This window comes from Bordetella genomosp. 11 (genome assembly GCF_002261215.1).
GTDB lineage: Bacteria > Pseudomonadota > Gammaproteobacteria > Burkholderiales > Burkholderiaceae_B > Bordetella_C.
Genome location: NZ_NEVS01000004.1, coordinates 1,485,847 through 1,512,368, shown reverse-complemented (window position 1 = coordinate 1,512,368; position 26,522 = coordinate 1,485,847). Strand labels below are relative to the sequence as shown.

The 26,522-nt window shown below is 66.3% G+C and carries 26 protein-coding genes; 11 read left to right on the top strand and 15 right to left on the bottom strand.

What is annotated here, in order from left to right; translation table 11 throughout:
- Window positions 1-29: 29 nt before the first annotated feature.
- On the bottom strand, window positions 30-1,091 hold the full coding sequence (locus CAL28_RS14415) for an esterase (RefSeq protein ID WP_217906577.1): 1,062 nt from the start codon (window positions 1,089-1,091) through the stop codon (window positions 30-32).
- 222 nt (window positions 1,092-1,313) lie between these two features.
- Window positions 1,314-2,093 (bottom strand): SDR family oxidoreductase, encoded by a 780-nt coding sequence (locus CAL28_RS14410; protein ID WP_094842014.1) that lies wholly within the window; start codon window positions 2,091-2,093, stop codon window positions 1,314-1,316.
- A gap of 174 nt (window positions 2,094-2,267) precedes the next feature.
- Here CAL28_RS14410 and CAL28_RS14405 point away from each other — a divergent pair, with 174 nt between their 5' ends.
- The gene (locus CAL28_RS14405; protein WP_094842013.1) at window positions 2,268-2,696 is read left to right on the top strand and encodes a winged helix-turn-helix transcriptional regulator; all 429 of its coding nucleotides are present in this window, start codon (window positions 2,268-2,270) and stop codon (window positions 2,694-2,696) included.
- Window positions 2,697-2,771: 75 nt separating this feature from the next.
- Here the strand turns inward: CAL28_RS14405 and CAL28_RS14400 are convergent, their stop codons facing one another.
- The 3 genes from CAL28_RS14400 to CAL28_RS14390 all read right to left on the bottom strand — a co-directional run bounded on the left by CAL28_RS14400 (window position 2,772) and on the right by CAL28_RS14390 (window position 5,921).
- The gene (locus CAL28_RS14400) at window positions 2,772-3,569 is read right to left on the bottom strand and encodes an alpha/beta fold hydrolase (protein ID WP_094842012.1); all 798 of its coding nucleotides are present in this window, start codon (window positions 3,567-3,569) and stop codon (window positions 2,772-2,774) included.
- A gap of 225 nt (window positions 3,570-3,794) precedes the next feature.
- On the bottom strand, window positions 3,795-4,250 hold the full coding sequence (locus CAL28_RS14395) for a universal stress protein (protein WP_094842011.1): 456 nt from the start codon (window positions 4,248-4,250) through the stop codon (window positions 3,795-3,797).
- A 132-nt stretch (window positions 4,251-4,382) separates the two neighbouring features.
- Window positions 4,383-5,921, bottom strand: coding sequence for an AAA family ATPase (locus tag CAL28_RS14390; protein ID WP_217906576.1), 1,539 nt, complete (start codon window positions 5,919-5,921; stop codon window positions 4,383-4,385).
- Window positions 5,922-6,069: 148 nt separating this feature from the next.
- Here CAL28_RS14390 and CAL28_RS14385 point away from each other — a divergent pair, with 148 nt between their 5' ends.
- The gene (locus CAL28_RS14385) at window positions 6,070-6,873 is read left to right on the top strand and encodes a L,D-transpeptidase (RefSeq protein ID WP_141218187.1); all 804 of its coding nucleotides are present in this window, start codon (window positions 6,070-6,072) and stop codon (window positions 6,871-6,873) included.
- 25 nt (window positions 6,874-6,898) lie between these two features.
- The gene (mgtA, locus tag CAL28_RS14380) at window positions 6,899-9,484 is read left to right on the top strand and encodes a magnesium-translocating P-type ATPase (protein ID WP_094842009.1); all 2,586 of its coding nucleotides are present in this window, start codon (window positions 6,899-6,901) and stop codon (window positions 9,482-9,484) included.
- A 46-nt stretch (window positions 9,485-9,530) separates the two neighbouring features.
- On the opposite strand, the gene CAL28_RS14375 is transcribed toward mgtA, so the two are convergent.
- Window positions 9,531-10,007 carry a BON domain-containing protein gene (locus CAL28_RS14375; RefSeq protein WP_176463992.1) on the bottom strand — a complete coding sequence of 159 codons (477 nt, stop codon included), beginning with the start codon at window positions 10,005-10,007 and terminating at the stop codon, window positions 9,531-9,533.
- A gap of 258 nt (window positions 10,008-10,265) precedes the next feature.
- On the opposite strand from CAL28_RS14375, the gene CAL28_RS14370 reads away from it, so the two are divergent.
- Window positions 10,266-11,375 carry an amidohydrolase family protein gene (locus CAL28_RS14370; RefSeq protein ID WP_094842007.1) on the top strand — a complete coding sequence of 370 codons (1,110 nt, stop codon included), beginning with the start codon at window positions 10,266-10,268 and terminating at the stop codon, window positions 11,373-11,375.
- 12 nt (window positions 11,376-11,387) lie between these two features.
- Here CAL28_RS14370 and CAL28_RS14365 read toward each other — a convergent pair whose 3' ends face one another.
- Complete coding sequence (locus tag CAL28_RS14365) at window positions 11,388-12,296, bottom strand: LysR substrate-binding domain-containing protein (RefSeq protein WP_094842006.1); 909 nt, start codon at window positions 12,294-12,296, stop codon at window positions 11,388-11,390.
- A gap of 118 nt (window positions 12,297-12,414) precedes the next feature.
- Between CAL28_RS14365 and CAL28_RS14360 the strand changes: the two genes are divergently transcribed.
- Genes CAL28_RS14360 through CAL28_RS14350 form a run of 3 tightly spaced genes read left to right on the top strand, consistent with a single transcriptional unit; the run spans window position 12,415 to window position 15,467 of the window.
- Window positions 12,415-13,581, top strand: coding sequence for a CaiB/BaiF CoA transferase family protein (locus tag CAL28_RS14360; protein WP_094842005.1), 1,167 nt, complete (start codon window positions 12,415-12,417; stop codon window positions 13,579-13,581).
- Window positions 13,578-14,390: a citryl-CoA lyase gene (locus tag CAL28_RS14355; protein ID WP_094842004.1), complete on the top strand. Its 813-nt coding sequence runs from the start codon at window positions 13,578-13,580 to the stop codon at window positions 14,388-14,390. The genes CAL28_RS14360 and CAL28_RS14355 overlap by 4 nt, the downstream gene beginning before the upstream one ends.
- Window positions 14,391-14,450: 60 nt before the next feature.
- Entirely contained in the window at window positions 14,451-15,467 is a 1,017-nt protein-coding gene (locus tag CAL28_RS14350) for a Bug family tripartite tricarboxylate transporter substrate binding protein (RefSeq protein ID WP_094842003.1), read from the top strand.
- A 27-nt stretch (window positions 15,468-15,494) separates the two neighbouring features.
- Here the strand turns inward: CAL28_RS14350 and CAL28_RS14345 are convergent, their stop codons facing one another.
- Window positions 15,495-16,418 carry a LysR family transcriptional regulator gene (locus CAL28_RS14345; protein WP_094842002.1) on the bottom strand — a complete coding sequence of 308 codons (924 nt, stop codon included), beginning with the start codon at window positions 16,416-16,418 and terminating at the stop codon, window positions 15,495-15,497.
- 113 nt (window positions 16,419-16,531) lie between these two features.
- Between CAL28_RS14345 and CAL28_RS14340 the strand changes: the two genes are divergently transcribed.
- Both CAL28_RS14340 and CAL28_RS14335 read left to right on the top strand, forming a co-directional pair.
- Window positions 16,532-17,317 (top strand): SDR family oxidoreductase, encoded by a 786-nt coding sequence (locus CAL28_RS14340; protein ID WP_094842001.1) that lies wholly within the window; start codon window positions 16,532-16,534, stop codon window positions 17,315-17,317.
- 96 nt (window positions 17,318-17,413) lie between these two features.
- Window positions 17,414-18,325 (top strand): hypothetical protein, encoded by a 912-nt coding sequence (locus CAL28_RS14335; RefSeq protein WP_217906575.1) that lies wholly within the window; start codon window positions 17,414-17,416, stop codon window positions 18,323-18,325.
- 135 nt (window positions 18,326-18,460) lie between these two features.
- On the opposite strand, the gene CAL28_RS14330 is transcribed toward CAL28_RS14335, so the two are convergent.
- The 7 genes from CAL28_RS14330 to CAL28_RS14300 form a co-directional block, all read right to left on the bottom strand.
- Window positions 18,461-19,660, bottom strand: a complete 1,200-nt coding sequence (locus CAL28_RS14330; RefSeq protein ID WP_254926127.1) for a glycosyltransferase — start codon at window positions 19,658-19,660, stop codon at window positions 18,461-18,463.
- Window positions 19,661-19,771: 111 nt separating this feature from the next.
- Window positions 19,772-20,569 (bottom strand): alpha/beta fold hydrolase, encoded by a 798-nt coding sequence (locus tag CAL28_RS14325; protein WP_176463991.1) that lies wholly within the window; start codon window positions 20,567-20,569, stop codon window positions 19,772-19,774.
- Window positions 20,570-20,582: 13 nt separating this feature from the next.
- Window positions 20,583-20,903 carry an NIPSNAP family protein gene (locus CAL28_RS14320; RefSeq protein ID WP_094841999.1) on the bottom strand — a complete coding sequence of 107 codons (321 nt, stop codon included), beginning with the start codon at window positions 20,901-20,903 and terminating at the stop codon, window positions 20,583-20,585.
- Window positions 20,904-20,950: 47 nt separating this feature from the next.
- Window positions 20,951-21,805: a sulfurtransferase gene (locus CAL28_RS14315; RefSeq protein ID WP_217906574.1), complete on the bottom strand. Its 855-nt coding sequence runs from the start codon at window positions 21,803-21,805 to the stop codon at window positions 20,951-20,953.
- Complete coding sequence (locus CAL28_RS14310) at window positions 21,802-22,776, bottom strand: Bug family tripartite tricarboxylate transporter substrate binding protein (RefSeq protein WP_094841997.1); 975 nt, start codon at window positions 22,774-22,776, stop codon at window positions 21,802-21,804. The genes CAL28_RS14315 and CAL28_RS14310 overlap by 4 nt, the downstream gene beginning before the upstream one ends.
- A 61-nt stretch (window positions 22,777-22,837) precedes the next feature.
- Entirely contained in the window at window positions 22,838-23,341 is a 504-nt protein-coding gene (locus CAL28_RS14305) for an aromatic-ring-hydroxylating dioxygenase subunit beta (protein WP_094841996.1), read from the bottom strand.
- Window positions 23,338-24,609, bottom strand: a complete 1,272-nt coding sequence (locus CAL28_RS14300) for an aromatic ring-hydroxylating oxygenase subunit alpha (RefSeq protein ID WP_094841995.1) — start codon at window positions 24,607-24,609, stop codon at window positions 23,338-23,340. The genes CAL28_RS14305 and CAL28_RS14300 overlap by 4 nt, the downstream gene beginning before the upstream one ends.
- A gap of 108 nt (window positions 24,610-24,717) precedes the next feature.
- On the opposite strand from CAL28_RS14300, the gene CAL28_RS14295 reads away from it, so the two are divergent.
- On the top strand, window positions 24,718-25,662 hold the full coding sequence (locus CAL28_RS14295) for a LysR family transcriptional regulator (protein ID WP_094841994.1): 945 nt from the start codon (window positions 24,718-24,720) through the stop codon (window positions 25,660-25,662).
- Window positions 25,663-25,798: 136 nt separating this feature from the next.
- Complete coding sequence (locus tag CAL28_RS14290) at window positions 25,799-26,494, top strand: MBL fold metallo-hydrolase (protein ID WP_094841993.1); 696 nt, start codon at window positions 25,799-25,801, stop codon at window positions 26,492-26,494.
- Window positions 26,495-26,522 lie beyond the last annotated feature (28 nt).

Genomic DNA, 26,522 nt, shown 5'->3' with positions numbered 1-26,522 from the left:
GCTCGCAAGGTTGGCGGATCGAAGCGGGCTTAATGCGGGCGTGGCGCCTTGGGCTCGACGTTGCGGTCTATCCACGCCAGGATCAGGTCGGCGATCTGCAGGTTGTTCTTGTCCTGCATCATCATGTGCGAATTGCCGTGGATGCCGATCGCCGGCAGGCTCAGGAAGTCACCGTTGCCGCCGGCCGCCTTGAAGGCCGTAATGAAGTCCTGGCAGGCCTTGAAGCGCGGCGCCCAGCGGCTCGACTCCTGGATGTGGTCGCCGAAGACGACCAGGATGGGAATTCCGACCAGCGGTGCGGCTTCCGACACCTTAGGGCATTCGCCGGGCTCCACGGCGACGATACCCGCGACGCCCTGCTTGTCCAGCGCGGCGGTCTGGAACGGATAGATGCCCGATTGCGAGTGGCTCATCAGCACGGTGCCCTTGAGCTTGATCGCGAGTTTCGACAAATCAGGCACGGTCGGATTGGGCGTGGGCAAGGCGGCCAGCCAATCGGGGACCATCTGCTGCCACAGCATGGCCTGCGCCTGCACCGGAAACTGCGAGTCCTTGTACGCCTCCGGATACTTCGGCCCGAAACGGAATATGCTCCAGGCCGCCTCGTGGCCGGCGGCGAAGACGGCGGGCAACGAGTCGGGCGCCGCCTTGCCGAGATGAACGGCATTGATGGCCGAGATATCGGTTGCGGAACGGCCGCGTCCCGCCTGGTCGATGACGTAGGTCGAATAGCCCTTGCGCACGAAATACTGGCTCCAGCCCATTCTGCCGTCGGGCGTGGTTTCCCAGGTCTTGCCGGTCAGGCAGCAGCCATGAATCAGCGTGATGCCGTAGCGCCGCGCGTGCTCGGGGATCTGGTATTGCACGTACATCTGATCGACGGTGACCGTACCGTGCGGATCGTATTTGGGCGTCAGCGATAGCGTGTCGGATGCCACCTCGCGGCCGCCGACGAAGAAACTGCCCTCGTCGGCGAGGACCAGCGGCGCTCGATGGGATGTCGATCCGGTGCCGGTCGCGGCGGCGGCGGAAAATGCGGTAACGATGAACAGGCCGGCGGCCAGCCTGGCAAGTAACCGGTGCAGGGGCATTGCGTTTACTCCACGAAATCTGAATACACGAAGGGGACGCGCTGTCCGGCTGCTGACGGCCGGATCTGGTTCGCGAAAAGCCCCCGCGGACAAATTTCGCCCGGAGAAGTTAATGTGTCCCGCCAATTACCGCAAGAGATACCGGGCCCTGTGAAAGACCCGTTTGAATCCATTCGTATCGCGCGCGCCGCCGAGGCCGCGCGGCGGCCCCGGCACCCCGGGCTACTCGCCCACGTGCGAAGCAGCTTGCGCGTTCACGGCGGCGAACACCTCGCGATACTTCTCCTGCCCCTGCTCGACCGCGAAGCGCAGCGGATATACGCGCTTGACCAGGATTTCCTCGGCATCCGGCTGCGTGGCGATGATCTGCATGACCTCGTCGATGAAATCCCGCAGCGGCATGGCGTTGGGGTCGGTCGCCTGGTGGTCTCCCAGCAGCGTGGTCTGCACATAGGGAGGCGCCAGCTCCATGACCCGCACGCTCGTATCGCGCAACTGATAACGCAGCGATTCGCTGAACGAATGGATGGCCGCCTTGGTGGCGCTGTAGGTCGGCGTGGCGGCCAGCGGCAGGAAGGCCAGGCCGGACGACACGGTGATGACGGTTGCCTGCGGCTGCTTCTTCAGCGTCGGCAGCAAGGCCGCCGTCAAGCGCAACGGCGCGAGCAGGTTCGTCTGGATGGTCGCCTCGGCCACCGACAGGTCGATGTCGTTTGCCGTCCAGTTCTCGGGCTTCATGATGCCGGCGTTGTTGATGACGACGTTCAGGGCCGGGTGCTGCTTGACGATATCGGCGGCGAAGCGGGCGATGTCGCCGGCGTCGGCCACGTCCACCGTGGCGGTCGCGATGCCCGGATTGGCGGCCGCGACTTCGTCCAGGGGACCTTGACGGCGTCCCGCGATAATGACCCGATTGCCTGCCTGGTGCAGCGCGCGCGCCAGGCCCTGGCCGATACCGGTTCCGCCGCCAGTGATAAGGATGGTATTGCCCGTGGTTTGCATGATGACGCTTCCTTTTAAAAGAGTGCGAATGCAGAATACGTGCAATACTCTCCTTTGGGAAGTAGGCACCCCTAGGTTCACTACTTACCAATAGGATACTATCGGCAGGCTGCGTCGGGCGCCCCTGTGGCGCCCGATGGGCACACAGCCATCTTCACAAAGGCATCACCGCATATGAGCAAGCACACCGCCACCGCACGCGACAAGCCGCTGGTGTTCACGTCACCCGACGGTACGCAAGCCACCCCGGAAGTCGACCGCCTGGTCCTGGCCGTCATCGGCCGCGTCGCCGACAAATGGACCTTGCAGGTGCTGGAGGCCCTGGACCAGGGCGGCGTGCTGCGGTTCAGCCAGGTCGCCCAGGCTGTCGGCGACATCAGCCAGAAGATGCTGACGAAGACTTTGAGGAAGCTGGAGGAAGACGGCTTCGTGACGCGCAAGGTCTATCCGGAGGTACCGCCGCGGGTGGAATATGCCCTGACGGACCTGGGCGCGAGCCTGTGCGCGGCGCTCTGTTCGCTATGGCAATGGGCGGAAACGCACTACGACAAGCTGCGTTCGTTCAGGGCCGACGGATTGCCCGATACGCCCGCCTCCGACTAGAAGCGGCCCGCCGCGCCGACATCGTCGGCGCTGCACCGGGCCGCTGGGCTGGCGCGCAGTCCCTCGGGACTGCCACTACGCGCGCGGCTTGCTGGCGGGCTGCCGGCCCGCCGCCCGCAGTATCAGCGCCGCGATCGTGTCCGGATGCGAAATCAGCGACAGGTGGCTTGCCTTGACCTCTATCGTCGTGGCGCCCATGCGCTTGGCCATGAAACGTTCCAGATCCGGATTGATGGTGCGGTCCTGCGTGGACACGGCGTAGAAGCTGGGCTTGCTGCGCCAGGCCGCCTGCGTTGTCTTGCCGGCCAGCAGCGGTTTGCGAAACGGCTGCTGGACGGCATACAGCACCATGGCCTTGGCGCGCGGCAGGTCTCCGGCGAAGTCGCGCAGGAAGGCCTCCTGGCTGAGCCGCCCTTCATCGCCGTCGAACACGATTCCCGCACTGGCCGGCGGAGTGGGATACTTCGCCGCGAGCTGGGCGTAGTCCTCGTCCGCATCCGGGGCGCGTGCCGCCACGTATACCAGCGAAGAGACGTTGGGATGGACGCCGGTTTCCGTCACCAGCATGCCGGAGAACGAATGGCCGACCAGCACCGTCGGACCATCCTGCCGTGCCAGCACCCGCTGCACGGCATCGACGGCCTCGGGAAAGGTCGTCAATGGATTCTGGACGGCCGTTGCATTCATGCCGGCAGCCTGCAGCCGCGCGATTACCTCGGTCCAGCAGGAACCATCGGCGAACAGGCCATGGGCCAGGACGACATTCCTGGCTGTTGGCGGCGCTGCTTGCGCCGAGACCCGGAGCCCGGGAAGAATGGTGGCCGCGGCCGCGCCGGCCAACGCCGCGGAAAAGGTGCGCCGATTCATCGTCATGGGTGACCTCGTTGAGTGCTGACGCGCAAAGGATACGGTCAAACACGCGCGCAAGACGTCACATTTCCGTTATACGCCGCACGTACCAATCCGCTGGACGAGGCCGGACGCGGCCGCGCCCGGACACGACGCCGGGCATGCACCGGTCCAGTGCCTGAAAGGCCGTGAAAGGCCGTGAAGGGGGGCCCTGAAGAGGGCCCTGGGAGCGGACAGAAAGGCCGCCGATCACGCCGGCGCGCGATCCGGATACAGCAGCACCGGCCGATCGGTCAGCCTGATGAAAGCCTCGGCGACGCTGCCCAGCAGCAGGCGCTGGACCCCTTTGCGGCCATGCGTGCCCATCACCACCAGATCCGCGTCCAGCTCGCGCGCGACGCGGTCCAGTTGCTCGGCCACGGTGTTGCCGCCGCTGGTGTTGTGGACCAGGCGGGTCTGCACCGGCACCCCCTTGCTGGAGACGGTTTTCGCGGCTTCCTTCAGGATGTCGCCGGTCTGGACATCGATGGACTTGCGCATCTCGGCCGGATCGTAGACCAGCGAGGTGTAGTAGTCGCTGGGATATTCCACCACGGACACGGCATACAACGTCGCGCGTTCCTGCGCCGCCAACTGGACCGCCTTATCCAGCGCGGCCCGCGCGGCCTTGCTGCCGTCCAGGGCGATCATGATATTTCGGTACATGGCGATCTCCGTATTCACGGTGTCCCCATCATGCCCGCGCCCGCGGCGTGCCGGTCTGATCTGCGTCAAGCGGATTGCCGGCCGGCGATGCGAGCCGGCCGGCACGGTGCCCTGCCCGACCCTGGTGCCCGCCTAGGACGCCTGGTCCAGGCGGAGCATCGCCGCCACGGATTCCGATATCGCGTCGGGATCGCCGCCGGCCTGCACGGTGCGCCAGGAAGGCGCGCCGCGATTTTTCCGCATCTGCATCATCAGGACCTCGGCGTCCGCATCGGAAGGGTCATGCCGGCGCCGGTCGACCCGCGCAAGGCGCAGATCCAGCGCGGCCTCCAGCCAGAGCCCGTCGAACGGCACGCCGGCGCGCGCGGCCACCTGGCGCAGGCTTTCCCGGTCTTCGGGGCGCTCGAAGGCCGCGTCGGCAATGACCGCGTGGCCCCGCGCCAGGGTGTCGAGCGCCTGTCGCGCCAGGGTGGCGTAGACCTGTTCGGACACCGCGGGCCGATACGCTTCGGGCGGCAGGCGGGCATTGGCGGCCACGCCATACAGGCGTTTGCGGATGCGGTCGCTGGACAACACGCGGGCTCCTGGCGCCTGTCCGATCCGATGGGCGATTGCCGCCGCCAGGGTCGATTTGCCGGTGCCGCTCAATCCGCCTATCGCGATAAGACGGGCCGGGCGCGCTTGCAGAAGGCGCAGCGCCAGTTGCCCGTAATCCCGGGCTTCGCCGAGCAGGTCGCGGCGCCGGGGCGCGTGCGCGTCGCGGGCCTGCGCGGCGATGACGTGGCAGCGGATGGCCGAGCGCAGCGCAAGAAAGTACGGCATCAATGGCAGGCCATCGGTTTCGTCGCGCTCTTCCAGATAACGATTGAAGACGAAGTTGGCCCATTGCGGCTGTCCGCGGTAGCGCAGGTCCATCAGGAGAAACGCAAGGTCGTACAGGACATCGACGGTGGCCAGTGCCTCGTCGAATTCCAGGCAGTCGAACAGCACCGGCATGCCGTCGACCAGGCAGATATTGCGCAAGTGCAGATCGCCATGGCAATGGCGTATCCGGCCGGCGCGCCCCCGGGCATCCAGCAACGCGGCGCAGTCCTGCTGCCGAAGGCGAAACAGGCGGTTCAAGACCGTGCAGCCCGCGGGCACGGCACTACCCAGCGTCAGGAATGCCAGCTCGTTGATGTCCAGTACGCGCCGCATGATGGCCGATCCGCGCGCATGGCGGGCAACGGGCGCGTCCTGGTGAAAGGCGGCGATGGCATGCGCCAGCCGCGTCATCAAGGGTGCCGTCAGGGCGCCGCGCGTGGCCATCCGGTCGAATAGCGTCTCTTCATCGAAACGCGCCATTTCGACCACGGCATCGACGAGTTCGCCGGGGCCGTCGAACGCCAGCGAGCCGTCGGGCTGCCGTGTGATCCGCCGTACCGCCAGATACAGCATGGGCGCCGTGCGGCGGTTCAATTCCAGTTCGCGCCGGCACGCGGCCAGGCGCAGCGCGGGCGTGGAGAAATCCACATACGGATAGCGCACCGCGCGTTTCAGCTTGAAGGCCCGATGGGAGGTCAGGAAGATCACCGAGATATGGGTTTGCACGGTCGCGATCTCCGCCGTTTCCCCATGCGTTCGGGGGCACCCCAGGAAATCCATCGTCGCGGATTGCGTATCCGGCTCCATGCGTGCGCTCCTGTCGTAAGCCATCGTGTTTGCCGGATGGTGACGCGGCCGCGCGATCGCCTATTGATCCTGGTCAACGGGAGCTTGCCGGACATCGCCATACTAGGACGGGACGCTGCGTATCAGCGAGGACCAGAGGCCGAACACGATGAAATCCGCGCTCCGGACCGGTATGGCGAGCGTGCTTGCCTGCGCGGCATTGGCCTGGTCGGGCCAGGCCGCGGCCCAGGCCATCCCCACGCCCGACGATCTGGCCGATGCCTACCGCCGGACGGTGCGGCAGCAATTGCATCCGCCATCCGATGACATACGGTACTACGCCACGAGCGCCCTGCTGATGCTGGGCAGCGCCGGCATCACGCTGAACGAGCCGCAATATCTGGTCGTGGTCGACCGCAGCCCCAATGTGCAGGCCATCCTGGTGTACTGGCTGGGTGCGCCTTCCATGCAGCGCCTGATCGGCGCATCGCCGGTATCCACGGGCCGTATCGGCCAGTTCGATCACTTCCAGACGCCCACCGGGGTGTTCGATCACTCCGTGACGGACGGCGACTTCCGGGCCGAGGGTACCAAGAACGAATTCGGCATCCGCGGCTACGGCAGGAAGGGCATGCGCGTCTACGACTTCGGCTGGCAACAGGCACTGCGCGGCTGGGGACGCGGCGGCATGGGCACGATGCGCCTGCAAATGCATGCGACGGATCCGGACATCCTGGAATCCCGCCTGGGCCGCGTGCAATCCAAGGGCTGCGTGCGCATTCCCGCCAGCCTGAACGTCTTCCTGGACCGGTTCGGCGTGCTGGATGCGGACTACGAGGCCGAGGCCCGCGCCGGACGGCCCTTGTGGGTGCTGTCGCCCGACCGCACGCCCGTGGACGGCGCCGGCCGCTACCTGGTGATCGTCGACAGCGGCCGCACGGCGCGGCCGCCATGGTCGCCCGCCCCGCGCTAAGGCACGGACACGACAGGAGATCCGCATGGCATGGGAGTCCGCATCGGAGGACGAACTATGGAATGGCCCGGTGGCGCGCGCGCTGGCATCCCTGGAAACCGATGCCGATGGCCTCGCGGCGGCCCAGGCGGAAAAGCGGCTTGCCGAGCATGGTGCCAATCGCCTGCTGGAACGACCCCGGCGACGTCTCGTACTGGAGTTCCTCAAGCGGCTGCGCAATCCGCTGGTCCTGACCTTGCTCGCGTGCGCGGCGGCGGCGGCCCTGACGCGCGAGCAGGCCAGCTTTACCATCATCGTCGTGATCGTGCTGTTGTCGGTGCTGCTGGATTTTGTCCAGGAGCATCGCGCGCTGATGGCCGCCGATCGCCTGCGCGACCGCGTGGCGTTGCGCGTGACAGCCATGCGCGACAAAGCGCCCAAGGACATCCCGGCCGCCGACCTGGTCCCCGGCGATGTGATCCTTCTGGAAGCGGGCGACCTGGTACCGGCCGACGCCCGCCTGATCGCGTCCCGGGATCTGTACGTCAACGAGGCCCTGCTGACCGGCGAACCCTATCCCGCCGAGAAGCGCTCGGACGATGCGGCCGATGGCCAGCACGCCGAGCGACTGGCGCGCGCGGACGCCGTCTTCATGGGATGCTCGGTCATCAGCGGGACCGCCCGCGCGCTCGTCCTGGCCACGGGCCGCGCCACGCAACTGGGCGCCATCGCGGACGAAATGCGGCGCGAGCCGCCGCCCACCGCCTTCGCGGCCGGCATCCGCGATTTCGGCATGCTGGTCATCCGGCTGACGGTCCTGCTTGTCCTGTTCGTACTGCTGGTCAACCTGCTCTTCCACCGCCCGCTGGTGGAATCCTTTCTCTTCGCCCTGGCCCTGGCGGTGGGCCTGACGCCCGAGCTGCTGCCGATGATCGTCTCGGTCACGCTGGCGCGTGGCGCGATACGCATGGCCCGCGAGCAGGTCATCGTCAAGCGGATGTCGGCCATCCATGACCTGGGCAGCATGGATGTCTTTTGCAGCGACAAGACGGGAACGCTGACGCAGGCGCGCATCGAGCTGGCCGGGGAATTCGATATCCGCGGCGAAGACTGCCGGGATGTCCTGCGTTGGGCCTATCTGAACGCGAGCTTCGAGACCGGGTTGAAGAGCCCGCTGGACGACGCCCTGCTGGCAGCCGCGCCGGCGGACCTGACGCAATGGCGCAAGATCGACGAAGTGCCTTTCGATTTCGAAAGGCGCCGCGTTTCCATCCTGGCCGAACAGGACGGCCGGCGCTATCTCATCGTCAAAGGCGCGCCGGAGGATCTCCTGATGTTGTCCTCCGGCTACCGGATCGCCGGCAGCGACGGGTCTCATGCCTTCGACGAACAGGCGCGCGCCACGGCGGCGGATACGCTCAAGCGCCTGGGCGAGCAAGGCTATCGCGTCCTGGGCGTGGGATGGCGCGAGGTAAACCCGGATCGGGACCATGCCGGCATCGCCGACGAGACCGCGCTGACGTTCGCCGGCTTTGCCGCCTTTGTCGACCCGCCCAAGGAAACGGCGCGTCCGGCGCTGGATGCGTTGTCCCGGCTGGGAATATCCCTGAAGATCATCACAGGCGATAACGAATGGGTGACCCGGCATGTCTGCGTTGCGTTGGGCATCCGCATCCAGGGCGTGCTGAACGGGCCGGACCTGGAGAAGCTGACCGACGAAGCGCTGTCCGCGCGGCTTGCCCGAACGACCCTGTTCTGCAGGGTGAACCCCGCGCAGAAGGCGCGCATTATCCGCGTCCTGCGCAACCGCGGCCATGTCGTCGGCTATCTGGGCGACGGCATCAACGATGCCCCGTCGCTGCATGCCGCCGATGTCGGCCTGTCGGTCGACGGCGCGGCCGACGTCGCCAAGGAGGCCGCCGCGATGATCCTGCTGAAGCAGGACCTGAACGTGCTGGCCGAAGGGGTGCGCGAAGGACGCCGCACATTCGCCAACATCATGAAGTACGTCATGATGGGCACCAGCTCGAACTTCGGCAATATGTTCTCGATGGCCGGGGCCGTGCTGATCCTGCCCTTTCTGCCGATGCTGCCCGTGCAGGTCCTGCTCAACAACCTGCTGTACGACACCTCGGAGATCGCCATCCCGCTGGACCGGGTCGATGAAAAGATGATCGCCAGGCCGTATCGCTGGGATATCCGCCAGGTGCGCGATTTCATGCTCGTCCTCGGCCCCGTCAGCTCGATGTTCGATTTCCTGACCTTCGGCCTGCTGTTGTGGGGCTTTCGGGCCAGCCAGGGCCTGTTCCAGACGGCGTGGTTCGTGGAGTCGCTGATGACGCAGGTGCTGGTGATCTTCGTCATCCGTACGCGGGCCCGCCCGTGGTCCAGCCCGGCGCATCCGGCCCTGGCCGCCACCGCGCTGGGCGTCGTCGCCCTGGCGGTGGCATTGCCCTACACCGCGCTGGGGGCGTGGTTCGGCTTCGTCCCGCTACCCGTTCCCCTGCTGCTGGCGCTGGCCGGTATAACCGCCGCCTACCTGGCCGTGGCCGAGCAGGCGAAGCATTGGTACTTCTCGCGCCGTCGGGGCAGGCGGCCGCGCCGGCAACGCGCCGCCTCGCACATGGGATAAGCACCCGGACGAGCCGGCCGCCGCATGACGCGCGGCCGGCCGCCCATCAGGCTTCGCGCGCTCCCTGCAACTCCGGTACGTGGCCTGCCGAGCCGTATTCCGAGAGCTGGTCGGCGACCCGCTCCACGCCATCGACCGAAGCCACCGCGTCGACCAGCCTTTGCCGTTCCGCGGCCAGGATGTGGCCGGTCAACAGCACGTTGCCGCCGGCGACATTGACGTCCACCGCGCCCGGGGTGCTGACGACGCGGCCGATGGCCGCACGCACCCGCTCGTGGATCTTGCGGTCGCTGGCCGGAACGCTGGCGGAGGCGGCATGACGGAGCCGGACGGCCACACCCTGGAGCCGGTCGCCGGTCCAGCGCGCTTTGCGGCGCACGAAGCGCGAGGTGTCCCGGGCACGGCTGGCGGCCCGGTCCCGCAGCACGCTGCGACGGCCGCGCCCCATGTCGGGGTCGAGGTAATACATGGCCGCGGCACCCAGCGCCGCCGCGACAAGGGTATCGATGAGATGGTTCTTCATGGCGTCTCCCGCGAGGTCGCGTGAAATGGCGGCCGTGTGCCGCCCCGAGAGGCAGGCGCAGCAACCGCGATGCCCGCGCAGGCGCGGCGTGCGCGCGTCTACCCTCTTCCGGCTTTCAACGACCTGTCCCGCGTACGAGTGTTGTTTCCCGCGCAGCATGTGGTCTTATGAGAAAACGGCTCGCCCTGGCGCGAGCCGTTTTGTTTGTATCCTCCGACCTGGTTAGCGATCGATCAAAACAATACATCGGAGACAACAATGAAAACCCGTAGAGCTTTCCTGAAAACGGCAAGCGGCCTGGGCCTCGGCTTCTGTTCCTGCGGCCTGCTCGACGCCGCGCGCGCGCAAGGTGCCCAGCCCGCGCGGCACCTGCCCATCACGGTCGCCGGCAAACGCGTCCGTACCGTCGACACCCACTCGCATTGCTATTTCCAGGAAGCCATCGACCTGATGGGCGCCGAGGCCAGGCAGGTACTCCCGCCGGTCAAGGGCGTGCCGGAACACTTCATCGCGGCCAGCCACAAGGACGCCGTGCGGAAGCGCCTGGCGGCAATGGACGCGATGGGCATCGATATGGAAGTGCTGTCCATCAATCCCTTCTGGTATCGCAAGGACCGCGACACCTCGGCCGCCATCGTCAAGATCCATAACACGCGCCTGGCCGAGCTATGCGCCGCCTACCCCAAGCGATTCGCGGCGTTCGGCTCGCTGTCGCTGCAATACCCCGACCTGGCCGTGCAGGAGCTGGAGACCGCGATCGGGACGCAAGGGCTGCGCGGCGCGGCCATCGGCGGCAGCGTGAACGGCGACGAGTTCGCCGACCCGAAGTTTCATCCGGTGTGGGCCAAGGCCGAAGCGCTGGGCGCCGTCCTGTTCATACATCCGCAAAGCACGCCAGAGCTGGCCAAGCGCCTGAAGGGCAACGGCTGGCTGTCGAATGTGATCGGCAATCCGCTGGATACCACCATCGCGCTGCAGCACCTTATCTTCGAAGGCGTGCTGGACAAGTTCCCGCGCCTGAAAATCCTGGCCGCGCATGGCGGCGGCTATCTCGGGTCGTACGCCCCGCGCATGGACCACTCCTGTTTCGTATCGCCGCAGAACTGCAATCCGGATATCGTCCTGAAGAAAAAGCCGACGGAATACCTGCGCCAGTTGTACTTCGATAACCTGGTATTTACGCCGGAGGCGCTGCGCCACCTGGTAGCCCAGGTCGGCGCCAGCCAGGTCGTGCTGGGCACCGACCATCCGATACCCTGGGAGGAACATCCCGTGGATCAGGTGTTCGCCACCCAGTCGCTGAACGACGCGCAGCGCGTCGCCATCCTGGGCGGCAACGCGCAGCGCCTGCTGGGGCTGCACCTGTAGCGCGTATTGCCGTCACGCCGCGCGGCGCGCGGTCCGCCCGCCCCGCGCCATCGCCCTGCGCCGCAGCAATGCGGCGAATGCGCGGCTGGCCGGCGATTGCGGCCGCCCGTTGTTGAACAGCAATCCGGGCGTGCGCATGGGCGTGGGATTCTCCAGCGGAATGGTGCGCAGTGCCCGATGCAGGGCCGTGGCGCCCGCCACGGCGATGGTCCCTACCTGCATGCGCGCGGCCAGGCCCAGCATGGCGGCGACAGAATTCATTTCCGCGATGATGGCCGGTTCGGCGCCGGCCGCCGCGAAGCATTCGTCCAACAACCGGCGCGTCGAGAAACTGGCCGGCAACAGGACCAGCGGTTCCCTGTGCAGCTCTATCACGCGCAGTCGCCGGCGCGCCGCCAGGGGATGGTGCTGTCCCACCACCAGCACCAGTTCCTCGTTGAACCAGGGTTCGAACTGCAAGGCGCTGGGCGATTCCGGTCGATATGCCACGCCGAAATCCAGTTTGCCGGCGTCCAGTTGCAAGGCGATGGCATCGGCGGGCAGCTCTTCGATGATTACCCTGACCGCGGGGCTGTCCTGCAGGAAGCGCGCTACGCAATCCGGTATGAATTCCAGGTTGAAGGTATGGGTGGTACCGACACGCACCTCGCCGATCATCGAAGCGCTATCGCGCTTGAGCTCGCCCAGTCCCATGTCGACCTCTTTCAGGGCCCGCGACGCATAGGCCAGGAAGGACTCGCCGGCCGGCGTCATCACCACGCGCTTGCCGATCCGTTCGAACAGCGGCTGTCCCACTTCGTCTTCCAGTTGGCGGACCTGGTGCGACAAGGTCGATTGGGTCACGTGTACCCGTTCGGCCGCGCGGGTGAAGTTCAATGATCCCGCCAGCGCGATGAAGTACCGCAGGTGCCGAAGTTCCATCGTTGTCTCCGTTTCTTATCGATGGCATCAATGATAAATCGCGAAATTAATCATTTCCATCTTCAAGAAGCGCCCGGTAGTCTGCTCTCCGGTCAAGCACAGCGACAAGGAAACGCTTATGTCCAAGGTGTTGGACGGCATCACCGTCATCGAACAGGGAACCTTCATTACCGGCCCGGCGGCCGGGATGCTGCTGGGCGACCTGGGCGCGAACGTCATCAAGGTCGAACAACCCGGCACGGGCGACCCTTTCCGCGCCTTCAAGGGCGGCCTGTACAGCCCTCACTACCAGACCTACAACCGCAACAAGCGCAGCATCGAACTCAATATCAAGGATCCCGGCGACGCCGCCGTCTTCGACGACCTGATCCGCGGCGCCGACGTCTACATCCAGAACTTCCGCCCGGGCGCGGCCGAGCGCATGAACGCCGGCCAGGAGCGCCTGCGCGCGCTGAATCCCCGGTTGGTGTACTGCGCGATCAGTGGCTTCGGCCAGACCGGGCCGGCCGCGGGCCGGCCCGCGTACGACACGGTGGCTCAGGCCGCCAGCGGCTTCCTTAACCTGCTGGTCGATCCCGCCCATCCCCGCGTCGTGGGACCGGCCATCGCGGACGCGCTGACGGGCTTCTACGCGGCCTATGGCGTGCTGGGCGCTTTGGTCGAACGCGCCCGCACCGGCGTGGGACGCGTCGTGGAGGTCTCCATGCTGGAAGCCATGTGCCACTTCAACCTGGACGCCTTCACGCACTTCCTCTCGGAAGGCGAAATCATGGACCCCTATAGCCGGCCGCGCGTATCGCAGTCCTACGTACTGGCCTGCGCCGATGGCGGCAGGATCGCCCTGCACATGTCCTCGCCGGAAAAATTCTGGCGTGGCCTGGCCGATGCGATGGAACGGCCCGACATCCTCGCCGATCCGCGCTTCGCCACGCGCGAGGGCCGCATCGCGAACCAGGAGGCGCTGATCGATATCCTCGGCGCCGTTTTCGCCGGGCGCACGCGCGACGAATGGTGCCAACGGCTGGCCGAACGCGATGTTCCGCACGCGCCGGTGTACGACACCGCCGAAGCCCTGCGCGACCCGCAGGCCCGCCATCTGCAATTGGAAGTCGAAGCGATGCATCCGTCGCTGGGACCCTGGCGCACGGTGCGTTCGCCCGTCAGTTTCGATGGAGAGCTTCCCACCGAGGTCTCGCCGCCGCCGCTGCTGGGTGAACACAACGCGCAAATCCGCGCCGAGCTGGCCCAGGCCGGCGCGACGACCTCCTGCAAGGATCCATCATGAAAATCGGCAAGGCGACCATTCCCCATACCGCGATCTGCACCTCCGACGAGCACACCATCGTGGTGCGCGGCGAGGACTTGTGCAAGGACCTGATCGGCCGGATCTCGTTCACGGATTACTTCCATTTGCTGTTGACCGGACGGCGGCCCGACGCCGCCGCCTCCGCCGTGCTGGACGCGACGCTGGTGGCCATCGCCGAACACGGCTTCGTGCCCAGCGTGCAGGCCGCGCGCATGACCTACGCCGCCGCGCCCGACGCCATGCAGGGCGCGGTCGCCGCCGGCCTGCTGGGCTGCGGGTCGGTCATCCTGGGCGCCGCCGAAACGGCGGGAAAACTGTTCGTGGAAATCCGCGATACGGCGCCGGCGCACGCGGACGACATCGATGCGGCCGCGCTGGCGGTGCTCAAGCGATACGCGGCGCAAGGCACGCCGATCCCGGGCTACGGCCATCCCCTGCACAAGGACCGCGACCCGCGCGTCGCGCGATTGTTCGAGGTCGCGCGCGAATGCGGCGCCAGCCTGGCCTATGTGGATATCGCCGAAGCGGTCGAAAAGCAGATACCCGCCGTCCTGGGCAAGGCACTCAAGCTCAATGTATCGGCGGCGATTCCAGCGGTACTGCTGGGTGCCGGCTTCCCCGTGCAGGCGCTGCGCGGCGTGCCGCTGCTGGCCCGCACGGCGGGCCTGATCGCGCATCTCTACGAGGAATTCCACCAGCCCTCGGGCTTCGCGTTGTCGTACCAGGCCACGCGGGAACTGCGGTACGACGGCGCCGTGCCGGCCGGATATGGCGTATCCGCGGCCTGACACGCGCGCCATGCGCCCCAGGGATCCGGGGCACCTATTCATAAGAACGGAGACAAGCACATGAAGCGAAGCCATCACGCATCGGCGCACGGCGCGCCCAACCTGGCCAGGCGTGGCCTTGCCGCGCTGGCCGTGGCGGCCGGGATACTTACCCTGGCGCCGCCGCCGGCGCGCGCCGCCGATTATCCCGATCATCCCATCAAGATGATCGTGCCCTTCGGCGCCGGCACCACGACCGATACGGTGGCCCGCATCGTCGGCGATGCCATGGCCAAGTCGCTCGGCCAGCCGGTCATCATCGAAAACCGCTCGGGCGCGGGCGGCTCGATCGGAACGGAGTATGTCGCACGCGCCCCCGCCGACGGCTATACGCTGGTCATGGGCACGGTCGGCACCCACGCCATCAACAAGGCGCTGTTCCAGCGCCTGGGCTACGATCCGATCCGCGATTTCGCGCCCATCGCGATGATCGGCTCCACGCCGACCTTGCTGGTGGTCAGCGCGTCGTCACCCTACCGCAGCTTGAAGGACCTGGCCGCGGCGGCGGCCAAACCGCCCGGTATCAGTTTCGCGTCCGCCGGCACCGGCACCTCGGGCCACCTGGCTGGCGAGCTATTGAAATCGCGCCTGGGAGGCACGATGGTGCACGTGCCGTACAAGGAAGGCAGCCAGGCCCTGACCGACGTGATGTCCGGCCAGGTGCAATTCATGTTCTACCACCCGATCGCCGTGTTGCCTCACATCAAATCCGGCAAGCTGCGCGCCCTGGGAACGTCCGGCAACCAGCGCAGCGCCTCGGCCCCCGACGTGCCGACCATCGCCGAGCAGACGGGCAGCGATTTCGACCTGGTGGCGTGGTTCATGCTGTACGCGCCGGCCGCCACGTCGCCCGCCGTGCTGCAGAAGCTGCAGGCAGCGGCCAATGGCGCCCTTACCGATCCGGCGATCGCCGCCAAGCTGCAGGGCCAGGGGGTGGAGAAGAGCACGGTATCCACGTCCGGCCTGGATGCCTTCGCCCGTGCCGAAGTGGCGAAATGGTCCGGCCTGGTCAAGCAGTCCGGCGCCCAGGTGGACTGACGCCGCGCCGGCCGGTTCCAGCCTGGGTCAGCGGGGATCGAAAAGCGCCGCCAGGCGCTTTTCGCGAAACCGCGCGATGACGAAGTCGATGAAGATGCGCGTCTTGGGCGCCAGCAGCTTCTTGTTCGGGTAATAGATGGAAATCGGCCCCCATACGGCTGACCAGCCCGGCAGGACGCGGACAAGTTCGCCATTGGCCAGGCCTGGCGCGGCGTGGGGTGTAGGCAGCAGCGCGACGCCATAGCCCAGTTTCGCCGCGGCGGCCATGGCTTCCGGATCGTCCAGGATGACGCGGGTACGGCATTCGGCCGCGGCTTCCTGGCCGTTGGCATTGCGCAGCGTCCAGGTGCGCAGCCGGCCGGTGGACGCGGACCTGCGCGCGATGCCATCCAGATCCGCCAGGTCTTGGGGATGCCTGGGCATGCGGCGCCGCGTCATATACGAGGGCGAGGCCACCGCGATCACATGGGCGATGGCCAACTGGCGGGCCACGACGCCCTGCGTCAGCTCGATGCCGCCGCCGATGGCCGCGTCGTAGCCTTCGCGCACCAGGTCCACCGGACGGTTGTCGAAGTGCCAGTCCGGAACGATGGCCGGATAGCGCGCCAGGAAGTCGCCCAGCATCGGCAACAGGTATTCGCGGCCAAAGGACAGTGCCACGCTCAGGCGCAGCACGCCCGACGGTTCGCCGTCCTGCTGGGCGGCCTGGGCAATCGCATCCTGCAGGCCGGCGAACGGCCCTGCCGCGTCGGCAAGAAAACGTTCGCCGCCCTCGGTCAGCGCCAGCGTGCGCGTGCTGCGATGGAACAGCCGCAGGCCCAGGTTCGCCTCCAGCCGCGCGACATTCTTGCTGACGGCGGCGGGCGTCAATCCCAAACTGCGCGCGGCGGCGGAAAAGCTGCCCAGCTGCGCGCTGCGGATGAACGATTCCATCAGGTTCAGGGCTTCCATGAGTGCACCGATTCGATAGTTTTAGTTGAAAATCCATCAACCGATTATGGACTATCGATTCCACCGAAGAAAGGGAATACTGGCCACACTTTCCCAACCCGAGGTCCACGACCATGAACTCCTCCCTCTCCTCCGCCCGCTCCGACGACACTTCGCGCAATGCCCCGCTCGCCGGCAAGACCGCGTTCATCACCGGCGGTGCCCGCGGCATCGGCGCGTCCATCGTCCAACGGCTGGCACGCGATGGCGCCAACGTGGTCTTCACCTATCGCGGCTCTGCCGAGCAGGCCCGCTCGCTGGCGCAGACGATAGAAGCCGGCGGCGGCCGTGCGCTGGCGCTACAGGCCGACGGCGCGGACCCGCAAGCGGTGGCGCTGGCGGTGGATGCCGCCGCGCGTGAATTCGGTGGCATCGACATCCTGGTCAATAACGCCGGCGCCCTGCTGCTGGGGCCGATCGAGAGCTTTTCCCTGGAGGATTTCGACCGGACGCTCGATCTGAACGTGCGCGCGGTGTTCGTGGCGTCGAAGGCCGTGCTGCCCCATATGCCGGATGGCGGCCGCATCATCAATATCGGCAGCGTCAACGCCGACCGCATGCCCTTCCCCGGCGGTGCCGCGTATGCGATGAGCAAGGCGGCGCTGCAGGGGCTGGTGCGCGGGATGGCGCGCGACCTGGGCCCGCGCGCCATTACGGTCAACAATGTCCAGCCGGGACCGGTGAATACCGACATGAACCCGGAAAGCGGCGAGTTCGCCGACATGATGCACGGGATGATGGCGCTGCCGCGGCATGCGCATCCTGACGAAATCGCCGGCATGGTCGCCTATCTGGCGGGCCCCGACGCCGCCTTCGTCACCGGCACCAGCCTGACCATCGACGGCGGCTTCGGCGCCTGATCGCCATGCGCCCCGCCGGCGCGCACCGCATCGCCCCGGCGGGTATGCCAATTGCTCAAGGCCAAGGTTCATTCCCCTTCCTGAGCGAGGCTATCCATGGAATCCACCACTTCGTATCCGTCGGGTTCGCCGGCATCCCTGGGCAAGCGCGAGTCCTTCGGCTCCGCGGTTTCCTGGGGCGCCGTCCTGGCGGGCGCCTTCGTGGCGGCCGCCACCTACCTGATGCTGCTGCTGGCCGGGGCGGGCTTCGGGTTCGCCTCCATGTCGCCATGGGGCGATGACGGCGCATCGGCCAAGACCCTGGGGATAGGCCTCATCATCTGGCTGGTCGTCATCCAGATCATTTCCGCCGGCCTGGGCGGCTATATCGCCGGACGGATGCGCACCAAATGGGTCGACGTCCATTCCGACGAAGTCTATTTCCGCGATACCGCCCATGGCTTCCTGGTATGGGCGGTGGCCGCGGTGGTCAGCGCCTTCCTGTTGGGATCCGGCGTATCGTCCGCGGTCAGCGGCGCGGCCAAGGTGGGGGCTGGCGCAGTATCCGGCGCCGCCGGCGCGGCAACGGCGGCCGCGGCGGCCGGGGGTAACGGCGGCACGTCCGCCATGCAGGGACCGTCGGCGCAGTATTTCGTCGATAGCCTCTTCCGCTCGGATCGGCCCGATGCCACGCAAGGCGATGCCGCCAAGGCGGAGGTCGGCCGTATCGTCGCGGTCAGCCTGGCCCGGGGCTCCATCACCCCCGAAGACAAGGCCTACGTCGCGCGCGTCATCTCCACGCAGGCCGGCGTCGATCAGGCGACCGCCGAAAAACGCATCGACGATACGATCAACCGTGCCAAACAGGCGGCGGACGACGCGAAGCAAAAGGCCCGCGAAGCAGCGGACGCGGCACGCAAGGCAGCCGTCGCGTTTGCGTTGTGGGCCTTTATCTCGATGCTGATCGGTGCGTTCTCGTCCACCTATGCCGCCACGCGGGGTGGCCGCACACGCGACGCTGTGCTGTGATCCGCTCCGCAGGCCGCGCGATCCGCCGATTGCGCGGCCTGCGACGGGATCCGACGATGGACATCCCATGAAACATACGTGGATGCGAACGCGACGGACGGATACGCTTAATCGCGCGCCAGGCCCGTCGCCCCGCTAGAAGCGCGGATCGTACAGTTCCAGAATGCCCGGCAGCGGATTCATCAGGCTCAGGTACACATGCTCGGTGCCGGCGATAAAGGGATCGATGCCGAATTCGCTTACGGCCTTTCCGCGTGCCGCCGTCCCCATGCGCGCGATGTCGTGCGCGCCCGACTGCACGGATTTCAGCAGCGTCGAAATCGCCGTGGACGAACAAGGCGGCACGACCCAACCGTCTATGCCCGGAGTGATATTTTCCGGCAGCCCGCAATGGGATGTAACGATGACCGGCTTGCCGGTGGCCATCATTTCGCGGCACGCGAACGAAATCGTTTCGATTCGATGCGACAGCACGAAACCGATGTCGATGGCGGCCAGGAACGGGCGCACGTCATCCAGGTCGCCCGCATAGGTGAAGTGTTCCTGCATGCTCAGGGCCCGCACTTCGTCCAGGTCCTCCGCCGAGGGGCGCGCGCCCGCGACCGCCACGTGGAATCGCCGGCGCAAGGGGTGCGGCAGTTCCGCCACCGCCCTGACCATATACATCCAGCCCTTGTAGTCCGACGTACCCGCATTGCTACCCAGGACGATGCGGTCCGGCATGTCCGAGCCGAAGTACTTTTCCCGCAAGGCGGGCCGGGCCGCTTCCGCGGGCGGCGTGAACCGGCGCGTGTCGATGCCATTGAACACCCGCGTTACACCCCTGCGCGCATAAGGGCTGCGCGCCAGCCGGCGCTTCACATGCTCGCACACGGCAATGACATGGTCGGTCCCCGCCAACATGCGCAGCCACGCGCTGGTCCCGCGAATCCGATGGTCATTGTGCTTGGTCAGCACGATCTTCGGACGCCGTGGCAAGGTCAGCGAGGCCAGAAGCACCAGGCGATGGTCGGACGATCCATTGACATGCACGATGTCGTACTGCTGTTCCCGCAGCAGTCTATTCAATTGGCGCAGCGCGGCGGGAACCTGATGCAGGCTGCTGGGAAATTCCTGGGCGTGCGTCCGGACCCCGGGCATTTCGCGGCCCATGCGCTCCAGCGCGCTGCGCGCCGGTGCCGCGATGCTGACGGAATGACGCTGCGCCAGCGCGGCTGCCAGGCGGGCGATATAGGAGGTATGTCCACCTACGCCGCGCGCGCGGTGGAAATTTGTATATAGGATCTTCATCGTCATGGGCCCGTTGTTGCCGTTCGCGTGCGCGCGCTTCGACATTGCGGCCGATGCTAGCTGTTTCGGATGAAGATTATGTTAAGGGCGATGGGCCGGGCAGCCATGTCGTTGGGTGTCGTCCCGTTTCTTATGGTGTCGGCTGGCCGGACCCGATTACGCGACGCGGGCGAGGTGCCGCATCAGCGCCGCATCGAACGCGGCGGGGTTTTCGATATTGGGAAGATGCCCCGCGCCAGGGATCATTTCCAGCACCGCGCCGGGAATGCGCTGCGCCAGCGAGGCCATTTCCGCGGGCAGCACCCCGTCGTTGTCGCCGCAGATCAGCGTGACCGGCAGATCGACCTTGTCCAGCCCCGGCCGGAAATCGAAGTCCTGCAAGGCCCGGCCGGTACCGACAAAGCCTTCGACCGGCGTCTCGCAGATCATGCGGTGGATGGCGCGAGCCTGCCCGGATTCGCGGAATCCGGCACCGAACCAGCGGTCGATGGTCGGCGAGGCCAGCGCTTTCATGCCCTGCCCGCGCGCCATTTCGATGCGTTCGTCCCAGGGCGCGGCGAAGGCCTCGGGACTGTCCGCCCGTGCGTCGCAGATAACGGCGCTGAGAAGGCGCGTGGGATGACGGGTGGCCAGGTCGAAGGCGATCATGCCGCCCAGCGACAGGCCGACCAGATGCGCGTGTGCGATATCCAGCGCGTCGAGCAGCCCGATAACATCGTCGCCCAGCTGGCGCATGCGATATGGCGCGGGCGATACCACGCTGGCGCCGTGCCCCCGGGCGTCATACGCGATGGCGCGATAGCCGGCCTGGCTCAGGCGGTCGAGCTGCCCTTGCCACATGGCGTGCGTCGTCATGACGGAGTGGCTGAACAGGACACAGGGACCGGCGTCCGGCCCCTGTTCGACGACGGCGAAGGGCGCATCGCCTACGGTAAGTGTGCGGGTTCGTTGCATAGGAAAATGGGATTCAGTCATTGGGTGAAAACGCAGTCGGGACCAGTGCCACCGTGGTCTGGCTGCCCAGCAGCGGGCCGTCCGTCTCGCTGGCCGCCTTGGCGGCCTTCCATTCCGGATCCGCACCGAAGGCACGCAGCGCCGCATCGCGGGCCTCGGCCGACGGATAGCGCGTCAGATAGTAGAAATCGTCCGGCGCGCCCGGTTCGGTCCAGCAATGCACGACCTCGATGCCCAGCCGCTTGAAGATGGGCATGGTATGGGCTTCGAAGCGCTGTTTCAAGGCCTCGGCCTTGCCGGGTTGCGCGGTGTACTTCTTCAATTCGTAGATCATCGAGACATCCTTCCTTAAGAAAAATCAATCAGCGGGCCGGCGCGCCCTTACGGCCCCGTCGCCACGGGCAGCCCCGGCGTCGAGCCCCATTCCGTCCACGAGCCGTCATAGACGCTCGCGGATACCGCGCCCAGGCGCGCCAGCGCAAGACGGATCACGCATGCGGTCACGCCGGAGCCGCAGGTGCAGATGACGGGCCGGCGCGTATCGATCCCGGCCTGGTCGAAGACGGCGCGCAGGCCCGCAGCGTCCAGCAACGTACCATCGCCTGCGTCGAGCAGGCGCGTATACGGAAGATTACAACTCCCCGGAATATGGCCGCCACGCAGGCCCGGCCGGGGCTCGGGTTCGTCGCCGCGATAGCGGCCCGGGCTGCGCGCGTCCACAATCTGCACGCCCTGGCGCGTCGCCGCCAGCACGTCGGCTTGCGTGCGGGCATGCGCCCACGGCGCATCGGCGGCATAGGGGCAAGGCGCCAACACCACCTCCCCGCCCTCGACGGTACCGCCGTCGGCACGCCATTTCGGCAAGCCCCCGTCGAGAACCGCCACCTGGCCATGCCCGTAGGCCTTGAACAGCCACCAGGCGCGCGGCGAGGTATGCATGCCGGCGCGGTCATACACCACCACGGCGTCGTCCCTGCCTATCCCCAGGCCGCCGGCCACCGCGCCGAAGTGCGCTGCCGGCGCCAGGGTGTGGGGCAAGCCGCCCGCGGGATCGGCGGCGGCATCCAGGTCCAGGAACACCGCGCCCGGGATATGGCCCTGGAGATAGCCGTCCCTGGGCGACGGCACGGTGGCTGCCATCGACCAGGATGCATCGATGATGCGCAGCCCGGGCGTGCCCAGGTACTCGGCCAGCCAGCGCGTATCGACGATGTCCGGCATTCGGGTCGCGCTCATTGTTCGACCTTGATGCCCGTGCGCTCGACGAAGGTACGCCATTTCTCCGATTCCTTTTCCATGAAGGCCTTGAATTCGGCGGGTGTATTGCCGCCTGGCTCGGCACCGATGTTCATCATCTTCTCGCGCAGTACGGGGTCTTTCAGGCCGGCCGCCACGACCTTGTAGATCCTGTCGATGACGGCCGGAGGCGTGCCGGCGGGCGCCAGCAACGCGCTCCACCCCTGCACGTCGAATCCCGGCACGCCCGACTCGGCGATCGTCGGTATTTCCGGCGACTGCGGAAAGCGCTGCATGCTGGTCAGGGCAATGGGACGCAGCTTGCCGGATTTCATCCAGGCCAGCGCGTCCGAATAATTGGCGAACGTGATTTGTACCTCGCCGGCCGCCGCGGCGGTGACCGCCGGCGCGCCGCCGCGATAGCGCACATGGGAAATCTTCGCGCCCGTCATGTATTTGAAGATCTCGCCGCTGAACTGCGTCAGCCCGCCCGCATCGGAAAAGAAGATCTGCCCCGGCTTCTGCCCGGCCAATGCGATCAGCTCCCGCACCGTATGCACCGGCAGCGACGGGTTGGCCATCAGCACCAGCGGATTGGTGTTCAGCAGCGTGATCGGCGCGAAATCCTTGACGCCGTCGTAAGGCACCTTGTAGATGTATTGGTTCAGGGTCTGCGGCGCGGCCAGGCCGAGCAGCAGCGTGTAGCCGTCCGGTTCGGCCCGCGCCACGTATTCGGTGGCCAAACTGCCGCTGGCGCCGGGCTTGTTCTCCACGATGATGGATTGTCCCAATCCCTCCTGCAGTACCGGGCTGAGCATGCGCGCCAGGATATCGGCGATGCCGCCGGGCGCGAACGGCACGATGATACGTATCGGCTTGGCCGGCCAGTCGCCCGCGCGGGCCGCCGGCAGGCAGGCCGCCATCAGTACGCACGCCGCCATGGCGGTCATCCGCCTGACGATTCTGTTCATGATTGTCTCCCCCGGACCGTTCAGGTCCGTTGTGTATCGTTATTGCCGGCCGGCGGCGCGGCTAGATGGGAAATACCAGCAGCGTGTCGATCCTGCGTGAATCCACCACGGCGCGTCTTTCCTGGAAACGCAGCCCCGCGTCGTCGCGGCGGATGACATCCAGGTATTTGCCCGTCGCGAAGAGCTCGGCGCGGCCGTCGTACATCGTGCGGTAAACGACGAAATTGCTGCGCACGGTCAGCAGGCCGTCGTCTTCCTGCAGGATGGTGGGCTGTCCGTTGACGTGGCAGTACACATGGCTTTCGAAGATATTGGCGATCTTCAGTGCCTTCACGCGATCCAGCAGCATGCCGCGTCCTTCGCAGTAGACGATGCCCACCGGGTAATTGTTGGCTTCGTTCTCCCGGGTGGTGACCTGGTAAATGCCATCGTCCACGAAAAAGTCGACCCAGTCGTCGACTCGCCCATCGTCCAGCGCATCGGCATAGCGCGTAAGCAGCGCGGCGACATCCGCGTGCGCCGCATGCCGGGAAGCGGCGGTACTTTCCTGTGCCAGGGCCGTCATTGCGCCGCCTCCGCGAATCCCATGATGTGTCGATACCCGTGCCAGAATCCGCGCACCGCGGCCTCGGTTGCCCGCGACGACTCGTTGGATTCGGCCACTCGTCCGCCCATTTCGATGAAGGCCGCGCGATCCGGGCTTCCGTGCGTACCGCGCTGCACGAACGAGTTGATGCAACCGTCCTCCAGCGCCACCAGGCCCGCCGCGCCCGTCAGGTTGGCCTGCATGATGCGCATTTTCTCCTGCTCCGGCGTATCGTCCTCGTGCCCCAGGAATATCCAGAACAGCTCGGTTTTGTCGACGCCGCGCGGCACGAAGAAGCGCACCGCCAGAGAGTTCAGCGTCAGCTGTATCACCAGCGTCGGGAAGACCGTCTGGATGCTGTGGGTGATGTTGTCGTCATAGGCATCCCAGGCCTGCAGCAGCGCCGGGCCGGCCAATTCGGAATCGTATTGCGCGGAATGCACCTTGGATTCCTGGTATTCCGCGGCGGGCGCCAGCGTGGCGCGCTTGGAATAGCTGATGTGGTGCCACTTCTTTTCCGACAGGATGATCCCGCCATCCATGTCCAGGCGATTCACGCGAAACGTCGTGTAGAACGTATGCAGCAGCGTCGCGTGGTAGGAGTCGCGCACGTTCTCCGCATACAGCTTCCAGTTGTTGTGGATCACCTGGCTATGCTTGCCCAACACCTTCAGCGGCTTATCCATGTTGCGCGCCAGGAAGGCGGATATCTTTTCGCCCAGGAATTGCCGCAGCGGTTCGGTGTCTTCCGAATGCGTGCCGAAGACGATGCCGCCGAAGCGCTCGATGCGCAGCGGCTCCAGCCGATGGCAGCCGGGATCGAAGTCCTCCGGCATGCCGCCCTTGCCACGCACGCCATTGCGAAAGGCCACGGTCTTCAACCGTCCATCCAGGCCGTAGTTCCACGCGTGGTAGACACAGGTCAGAGAATGCCGGTTGTCGTGGTCCTTCAGGCAGACCAGCGCCCCTTTGTGCGCGCAGCGGTTGATCATCGCATGCACCCGCCCTTCTTCGTCGCGGGTCACGATGATGGGCGTATCGCCGACCCAGGTCGTGCGGATGTCCCCCTTGGCGGGGATTTCCGCCTCCAGGCACAGGTAGTGCCATACCGGCCCGCGGAAGATCTTTTGCTGCTCCATGGCATAGATCTCCGGATCCGAGAATACCTGGAAGGGTACGCGCGTCACGCCGCCCTCCGGCCAGGACAACGCGGGGCGCTGGGCCGCCGCGGCTTCAGGTGCATCCATGTCTTCGTCTCCGTTTACGTATGGTGTGGACGCAAGCGTAAAGATCCGGGGTAGATTTCTCAATGACATGATCGTTATATTCAATATCTCGATTGGAGATAACGCTCGATGAACCTGGACGTCCATCTGCTGCGGGTATTCCTCGCCATTCACGAAACGCGCAGCGTCGGCCGATCGGCGCAAATGCTGGACATGAGCCAGCCCGGCCTGAGCACGGCACTACGGCGGCTGCGCGGACTGCTGGGCGATCCGCTATTCGTCAAGACCTACAACGGCATGGAGCCCACCAGCCGCGCCCGCGAGCTGGTCGCGCCCATACGCGGCATCGTGCAGGCGGTGGACAACGAACTGTTCGCCGTGCCGCAGTTCGATCCGGCGACCTCCACCCGCGAATTCCGTTTGGGCCTGACCGACATCGGCGAAGGTATCTACCTGCCCTTCGCCGTCCAGGCACTGGAAAGAAGCGCACCATCGATTTCGCTGCGGTCGATGTACCTGCCGCCGCGCGAACTGGAGGAAGCCATGGCAGCCGGCGACGTGGACCTGGCCTGCGGCTACTTCCCCGACATCACCAGCAGCCAGTTCCTGCATCGGCGCATCGGACTGCATTCCTTCGCGTGCATCATGCGCGCGAACCACCCCATACGGGATCGCGCGTTGACGATGGATCAGTACTTAAGCCTGAATCACGTCGAAGTAGAGGCGCCGGGGCGTAGCCTTGAGGTGTTCGAGAATTTCCTGCGCAAGAAGAAGCTGCGGCGCAAGGTGGTCCTGCGCACGCCGCACTTCATGAGCATCCCGGTCATTGTCGGCAGCACTGACGTCGTGGCGACGGTCCCGCAGGCCCTGGCGGACTTCTTCGCGTCCATGAAGGAATTGCGCCAGGTGGGGCTGCCGTTCCGGCCGCCCACGTTCCAGGTCAACATGTATTGGCATCGCAGCCAGACCAACGACCCGGGCAACCAGTGGTTGCGGCAGGTGATCACGGCGCAGTTGGAAACCTTGAAGGCACGCGCCTATCACCGCAATGGCAGGCCCGCGTCGGCCGTGTGAAGCCTCTGCCTGTCGCGGGACGGAGGGCCGGGTACCCAGACCGCCATCCGGCGCATCGCTTGATCGGCGCGAGAAGACGGGCCATACTTATGCACTTTGGAAATAAGCTTATTTCTAAACGAAATTAGGGGCCGCCATGATCCTCCGCCAGTTCTTCGACGCCGCGTCCTCGACATACACCTACCTGATCGCCTCGGGCATGGGCGGCGAGGCCCTGATCATCGACCCGGTGAAGGAACATTGCCAGCACTATGCGGTGCTGCTGCGCGAACTCGACGTGCGCCTGCTGCATGCCGTGGATACCCATACGCACGCCGACCACATCACGGCGCTCGGCGACCTGCGCGACGCGACCGGCTGCATGACGGTGATGGGCGAGCACACCCGGGCGGACTGCGTGTCGCGCCGCGTCGTCGAAGGGGAAATCCTGCGCGTGGGCGACATCGCGCTGCAAGGCATCTATACCCCGGGCCACACGGACGAATCCTTCAGCTTCGTGCTGAATCCCGGACGGCCGCATGCCGTATTCACCGGCGACGTGCTGCTCATCCGCGGCACCGGGCGCACCGATTTCCAGGGGGGCGACCCGCATCGTTCCTGGGACTCCATCGTCAACAAGCTGTTTCGCCTGCCTGAGGAAACCCTCGTGTATCCGGCGCATGACTACCGGGGCTGCACCGCCTCCTCCATCGGCGAGGAGAAGCGCTTCAACCCGCGCCTGGCCGGCAAGTCGGAAGCCGAGTACGTCGCCATCATGAATGGGCTGAACCTGCCGGCCCCGAAGATGATGGATATCGCGATTCCCGCCAATCTGGCCTGTGGCCACGCCTAGCCCCGCCGCGCCGGCCCGGCGGCACAAG